At 39.2% G+C, this 6,651-nt stretch carries 6 protein-coding genes; 1 reads left to right on the top strand and 5 read right to left on the bottom strand.

What is annotated here, in order from left to right; all coding sequences use genetic code 11:
* Window positions 1-12 precede the first annotated feature (12 nt).
* The 5 genes from C406_RS0110365 to hpaI form a co-directional block, all read right to left on the bottom strand.
* A complete protein-coding gene (locus C406_RS0110365; RefSeq protein WP_017380551.1) occupies window positions 13-474 on the bottom strand; it encodes a flavin reductase family protein in 462 nt (153 codons plus the stop codon).
* A gap of 88 nt (window positions 475-562) precedes the next feature.
* A complete protein-coding gene (gene hpaD / locus C406_RS0110370) occupies window positions 563-1,546 on the bottom strand; it encodes a 3,4-dihydroxyphenylacetate 2,3-dioxygenase (protein WP_017380552.1) in 984 nt (327 codons plus the stop codon).
* 12 nt (window positions 1,547-1,558) lie between these two features.
* Complete coding sequence (gene hpaB, locus C406_RS0110375) at window positions 1,559-3,034, bottom strand: 4-hydroxyphenylacetate 3-monooxygenase, oxygenase component (protein WP_017380553.1); 1,476 nt, start codon at window positions 3,032-3,034, stop codon at window positions 1,559-1,561.
* Between the two features lie 17 nt (window positions 3,035-3,051).
* Window positions 3,052-4,572, bottom strand: a complete 1,521-nt coding sequence (gene hpaE / locus C406_RS0110380; RefSeq protein ID WP_017380554.1) for a 5-carboxymethyl-2-hydroxymuconate semialdehyde dehydrogenase — start codon at window positions 4,570-4,572, stop codon at window positions 3,052-3,054.
* A gap of 37 nt (window positions 4,573-4,609) precedes the next feature.
* On the bottom strand, window positions 4,610-5,530 hold the full coding sequence (hpaI, locus tag C406_RS0110385) for a 2,4-dihydroxyhept-2-ene-1,7-dioic acid aldolase (RefSeq protein ID WP_017380555.1): 921 nt from the start codon (window positions 5,528-5,530) through the stop codon (window positions 4,610-4,612).
* A gap of 140 nt (window positions 5,531-5,670) precedes the next feature.
* On the opposite strand from hpaI, the gene C406_RS0110390 reads away from it, so the two are divergent.
* Complete coding sequence (locus C406_RS0110390; protein ID WP_017380556.1) at window positions 5,671-6,558, top strand: LysR family transcriptional regulator; 888 nt, start codon at window positions 5,671-5,673, stop codon at window positions 6,556-6,558.
* Window positions 6,559-6,651 lie beyond the last annotated feature (93 nt).

Raw genomic sequence — 6,651 nt, forward strand, 5'->3', positions numbered from 1 at the left:
TCTGGTGGTTGCCTAGCTGAGGTTGTAATATCGACCTGAGAAATAGGTTAATGGCATTCCTTCTTCTTGCAATAGGATGTCACGGACTTTACCTATATATAAGGTATGGTCACCTTCTAGATGTGTGTTATGAACATCACATGTGATATTTGCTAATGCCCCATCAATTACGGACAATCCATCAAAAGTTTTGAATGAAATATCAAAGTTCTCCTTGATTTGTCCTGCAAAGTAGTTTGACATTTCTTGTTGATTATTTGATAAAAGGCTCACACTAAATGTTCCAGATTCATCAATTAACTGTTTCATTTTTGCTTTGTTTGCAACTGAAACTACTATTAATTTAGGGTCTAGAGAAATAGACATGAATGCATTAGCCGTCATGCCGTGTACTTCCCCATTTACTTCAGTTGTAATAACGGTTACACCAGTTGCAAATTTACTCATTGCCGTTTTAAATATGCGATCGTCCATTTTCATCGCCCCCTTATCCCTATCATAAAACCGACTCGGCCATCATGACAACTCGAAGGACTCAAATAGACATGAATCCCTCACTATATTAGGTTACAAAAGTTGGTTTATGTTGTTTTAATGTTGGCTCCGCAAGCTCGATTGGTTTATTCGTTAAAATATCTTGAACGACAGATGCTTCATTAAACCAACTATCGGGTGCTTCATGTCCCCAGAATGTCTGTCTTCTTGGATCATTTATATCCCAGCGAATGGGCTTGAAATCAGGATCACATGTTAAATAGTCTCCATTATAAAGTTCAATACGGTGTCCATCTGGGTCACGGAGGTAAAGGAAAAATGCATTCGAAATTCCGTGACGGCCAGGCCCGCGTTCAATAGATGTTGTATAGCCCATTGAAGCAAGAACATCGCAGGCATGGATTAAACTTAGTTGATCACTTAACCAGAAACCAACGTGATGAAGACGCGGGCCAATGCCATTCATAAATGCTACATCATGAACACTTGGTTTTCTGTGCAACCACGCGGCCCAAATTTTTTCACCTTCAGCAGCTGTATATTCTGAACAAGCAAAGCCCATTTCATTTATATAGAAATTATATGCCTTTTCAACATCTGGCACCATACAGTTAAAGTGGTCGATACGTTGAACTTTTGCGCCTTTATATAAGTCATAACGTTGCAGCATACGTTCAACCGAATCCATATGTGCGTAAAATTCAACAGGAAGTCCTGAAATATCCTGCACTCGTAGCGCCCTTCCAACGGCATGTTGCTCACCTTTTTCGAGCCACTTTGTTTTTAAGCCTTTTGCAGTAAATAAAGATGCTAATGAATCCAAATCTTGTTCTGCATACACTTTGTAACTGATGACTTCTACACTTGGAGCAGATGCTTTTTTTAAATGTAAGGAGTGATGATTATGTTCTTCTAATCCTCTTAAATATAGATTATTAGTATCTGATTCTGTTTCTATAAATCCAAGGCCATTGACATAAAAATCACGTGATGCGTCTAAATCAACCACGTTTAATACGGCACGACCTGTACGAATAATGTTGAAATCCATTTTATGTCCTCCTTAATTGCTTGAGAAGTGAGGCTTTTTCGTTTTTGTTTGGTCTAAGAAATCTTGTACATAGCCTTTGTATTTATCTTTTTCGTAGCCTTCAAAAAACGCCATTCCCATGCGGACGGGATCTCCGAAGAAGTAGTACTCGTAATGCATTTGACGGCTACCGAATGCACTCATTGTCATATCCCATGCTAAACGGAATAATTGCGTACGCTCATAGCCATCTAAATTCTTACCTTGCAAGCCTCTGTTTAGAATTGGCCCAATTTCTTCATGAGTAAAGTCTGCTTCTGTTGGGATTCCCATAAGGCCAGAAGCCCCTAGAACACGTAAGATTTCAATCATACGAGGGTACACTCTCGGATACCATGTACGTGCTGCATTTAAGGCTTCAAAATCAGGCGTCATCGTCCCCGAGCTATCGAGTTTGGCATTATGCTCTGCCCGGTACAAATGAGATTTAATTGTTTCTAGTGTTAACATGATTTCGGTTCCTTTATCTTGAACATGCTGGAACTGATCAATTCCAATCGCATCCATAATATTTAAAACAACACCAAGTAAAAATTCGGTTTTCACTACATTTTTCGAAATAACTTGATGTGACATATGAACAACCGCATTGGTCTCTCTAAATGTTCGGTTACATACGGATGAATTTCCGCAAACAAAGACGCGCTCCCACGGAACAAAGACATTTTCAAAAGAAACAATCGCATCCCCTTCTTCAAAACGTGAAGAAAGAGGGTGATCCCATTCGCTTTTACCATAATCAAAAGATTCACGACTTAAAAATTTAAGACCTTTTGTGTTATTAGGAATAGCAAATGCTAGTGAATAGGGATCATCTAATTCTCCTGCTTTTTTAACAGTTGAAGGGAACACCATCAGTTCATCCGTAATACCGCCCTGAGTTGCAAGTAAGCGAATCCCATCTACAATAATGCCATCTTTATTTTTTTCAACTAAGTGTAGGGCTACATTGGCATCTTTTTGTTCATGCTGTGCTTTCGCGCGGTTTACTTGAGGGTGAATTAGCGTATGAGTTAAACTAATATCATTTTCACGTGCATACTCATAGTACTTTCTAGCGTTCTCGGCAAACATCGGATCTGCCTCTGCAAAAAGACTATTATTCATTCCCATCGCCATGACTTCAGCATTCAAGTAATCAGGTGAGCGTCCCATCATCCCGCCAGAAGTCCGAGCCCATTCTTGCATAGCTTCGCGTCTTTGGATTAAATCCTCAATCGTTTTTGGTTGCAAAAATGTCATTCCTACTTTGTCTCCTGTTGTAGGAGACGTGTAAAGCATTTTATCTGGTTTTTCATATTGTAAATCATAGAGACGAGCCATTGATTTGACGACGTTTTTTAATGCAGGATGTTCTGTGACATCTTCCACTCTCTCACCATGTATATAAATATTGTTGTTTGCTTTTTTTAAACGTTCAATATACTGAGCTCCTGTTTTTGCGGGCATGTATTTCACTCCTCAGACTATTTTTTCTTACCGAACTGTGGAATATGATGATCGCCAATAGCGATATGAATTACTTTTGGTTCTGTGTAGAATTCAAAGATTGCGTAATGCCCACCTTCTCTTCCAATCCCACTTGATTTCATTCCGCCAAACGGGATACGGAGATCACGCACATTTTGAGAATTGACCCAAAGCATGCCAGCCTCAACCGCCTGTGCTACTCGATGTCCTCTCTTTATATCATTCGTCCATACATAGCCTGCAAGTCCATATTTAACATCATTTGCTGCTGCAATAACTTGTTCTTCGGTTTCAAATTCTATAACCGCCATGACAGGTCCAAATATTTCTTCCTGGCAAACTCTCATATCGTTTGTAGCGTTTAAAAGTAATGTAGGTGGTACAAAGTTTCCAGCTTTCACGCCCTCAGGAACAATGCCTTGAATGACTTCACAACCTTCTTGTTTTGCTAACTCAATGTACTCTGATACTTTTTTGAAATGTTCTTTATCAATGAGTGGTCCAAATTGGGTTGTTGGATCGATTGGGTCTCCAATTTTAATGTTTCCTACGCGCTCTTTAAGAGCCTCAATAAATTGGTCTTTAATGTTTTTATGAAGGAACACACGTGAGTTTGCTGTACAACGTTCCCCGTTAAAGGAGAAGATTCCCCATACAGCCGCATCCAGTGCCCGTTCGAGATCTGCGTCATCAAAGACAATTAATGGGGATTTCCCGCCTAACTCCATTGATGTTTTCTTTAATGTATCAGCAGAGTTCTTGATGATTATGGTTCCTGTTGTCGTTTCACCAGTGAAAGAGATCGCTTCTACATCCGGATGTGCGACTAGGGCTGCGCCGGCCGTTTCTCCATATCCATGGACTACATTAAATACACCTTTTGGTAAGCCTGCTTTATCCATAACTTCAGCTAATTTATTAGCTGTTAGAGGCGATAACTCTGCAGGTTTTAATATAACGGTATTGCCAGTCGCTAATGCTGGTGCTACTTTCCACGTTTCCAACATAAACGGTGCATTCCATGGTGTTATTAATCCAACTACTCCGAGAGGCTTATAAATCGTATAATTTATAAATTCATTGTCTACAGGGTACGACTCTCCGTGAAGTTTAGACTGAACCATTCTGGAATAGAATCGAAAGTTTTCTGCTGCGCGGGCAATCATCTTTCTAGTTTGAGCAATCGGCAGTCCTGTATCTATTGATTCTAAGCTAGCAATTTCCTCAACATCTTCATCAATTAAGTCCGCAATACGGTTAATGTAGACCATGCGCTCTTCCATTTTCATGGAGCCCCATGGACCACTTTTAAACGCTTGTTTCGCAGCTATTACAGCCTTATCCATATCCTCTTTGCGACCCTCAGCAACTAGGTTATTGACTTCGTTGCTAAATGGGTTGATGTTTTCAAAGGTTGTTTGAGCCTGAGCATTTACAAATTCTCCATTAATGTAAAGCTTCACATCATCCACTTTTATGTTGGTACTATCTTTAGACATCTCTGTTGATTTTTTCATTATGGCCCTCCTCAATTCGCTCTTAAAAATCGCATATTTACTGTACCGATTGTTGTGCAGATAAATCTACGTATTGTTTTAACACGTCGCGAATTTCATCTTGCAATACTTGCGTTGGCACATCCATTGGTAAACGAAGGACCGGTTGCGCTCTTCCAATCATGCCAAGTGCTGCTTTTAATGGGGATGGATTGGTATCTTTAAACAACACATCATTTAGAGGCATTAATTCATAATGGATTTCTTGTGCTCTTTTTAAATCTCCAGCTGTCCATGCATCATATAACTCTGCAACTTGCTTAGGGATAATGTTAGCGGTAGCACTTATGTATCCCGCTCCACCAATGGCAAGCATCGGATAACATAATAGTTCAATTCCTGAAAACAGTAAAAAATCTCTTCCGCATTCTAATAAAACGCGATTAACATGTTCAAAGTCTTTATTTGATTCCTTCACTCCAATAATATTTGGACAATCTTTGCTTAGTTTTGCGAGTGTTTTAACTTCTAAGTTTGTTGCTGTTCTTCCAGGGATATTATAAATAATAATAGGAATGTCTACGGAATCTGCAACCGCTTTAAAATGCTTATAGAGAGCATGTTGTGAAGGTTTGTTGTAGTAAGGGACAATCACCATGGCAGCATCTACACCTAGTTCTTGTGCTTTTTTTGTCAGGTATAATGTTTCTTCATGATTTGTCGATCCTGTACCTGGGACGAATGGAACGCGTCCATTTACCGCTTTCATAGCCGCTTCCATCACTTGAACTCGTTCTTCGATCGTTAATGAACTTGGTTCACCCGTCGTTCCTGTTACTGAAATACCATGACTTCCACTTTTAATATTCCAATCAATTAAACTAGCTAATGTCTCTAAATCTAAAGAACCATCCTTTTTAAAAGGCGTTACGATAGGGGCAATTGAACCTCTGATTTTTTGTTTTGCTTGTTCATACATAAACTACACATCCTTTTTTGAGAATTTTTGTATTTATCTGATTACTTGGCGAATTCAATATAACACGTGTTAAACTATATTAAAAATACCTATAAAGTATTCAACGTATACGAAAAAAGTATAGAAAGGATCGTTCAATTATGGACATCAAACAACTACGCTATTTTTATACCATTGCCGAACAAGGACAGATTACTAGAGCCGCAAAAAAGTTGCACATGGCGCAACCACCCCTTTCTCAACAATTAAAACTATTAGAGGAAGAATTAGGCGTGATTCTTTTTGAAAGAAACGGACGAAATATGGTGTTAACTCAAGCTGGTTTAGTGCTATATAAAAAGGCAGAAAAAATATTACTAGAAATGGACGAAATTAAAACAGAAGTTAAAGAGACCAGTGATGGCCTTAGAGGTAAATTATCAATTGGGGTTGTAAAGACTTGTTTTTCTTATGTGCCTGATCGACTTCGTATGTTTAGAAAGCTCTATCCAGCAGTCACCTTTTCTTTGCGTGAAGGAGATTCTTTTATGATTGAGCAGTTAATTAAGTCCCGCGAATCGGAAGTGGGCATTGTTCGGCTTCCCATCGAAATGAATGCATTCTCCAAAATCGACTTACCTAAGGAACCGTTTGTTGCTGTCTTCCCTAGTAATACGCCAGAGATCCTCTCGAAAACGAAGATTAGCATGAAAGAGTTTGAAACTGTTCCCCTGCTATTGCTGCATCGAATTAGTGGAGTAGGACAATTTGAAATCGTATTACAGGAATGTAGACGACATGGCTTTGAGCCTAAAGTGATTTGTGAATGTCCAGATGTCTCCATGCTTTTATCTTTAGTTTCAGCAGGAGTAGGTGCTACGATTATCCCTAAATCATCGCTTGTATCATTTCCCATGCCCAATTTACATACTCTTGAAATTGAGGACTCGACTATATATTCGGAATCAGCTGTTATCTGGTTAAAAGAGCGTTATCTTTCTAAACAGGCCAAACGTTTTATACAATCGTTTGATTCTTTCCTTGATTAATACTAAGAAAAACCGGGCAAAATGACGCCCGGTCCTTTAAGAAGGGTAACCATAGAAACCCGTTTATTTCCGCTACGGTGGACGCTTTTCGCG

The sequence above is a fragment of the Paenisporosarcina sp. TG-14 genome (genome assembly GCF_000297555.1).
GTDB lineage: Bacteria > Bacillota > Bacilli > Bacillales_A > Planococcaceae > Paenisporosarcina > Paenisporosarcina antarctica.

Coding starts and splice junctions, on each gene's coding strand:
- C406_RS0110365 (WP_017380551.1), bottom strand. CDS start 474: ATGGACGATCGCATATTTAAAACGGCAATGAGTAAATTTGCAACTGGT.
- hpaD (WP_017380552.1), bottom strand. CDS start 1,546: ATGGATTTCAACATTATTCGTACAGGTCGTGCCGTATTAAACGTGGTT.
- hpaB (WP_017380553.1), bottom strand. CDS start 3,034: ATGCCCGCAAAAACAGGAGCTCAGTATATTGAACGTTTAAAAAAAGCA.
- hpaE (WP_017380554.1), bottom strand. CDS start 4,572: ATGAAAAAATCAACAGAGATGTCTAAAGATAGTACCAACATAAAAGTG.
- hpaI (WP_017380555.1), bottom strand. CDS start 5,530: ATGTATGAACAAGCAAAACAAAAAATCAGAGGTTCAATTGCCCCTATC.
- C406_RS0110390 (WP_017380556.1), top strand. CDS start 5,671: ATGGACATCAAACAACTACGCTATTTTTATACCATTGCCGAACAAGGA.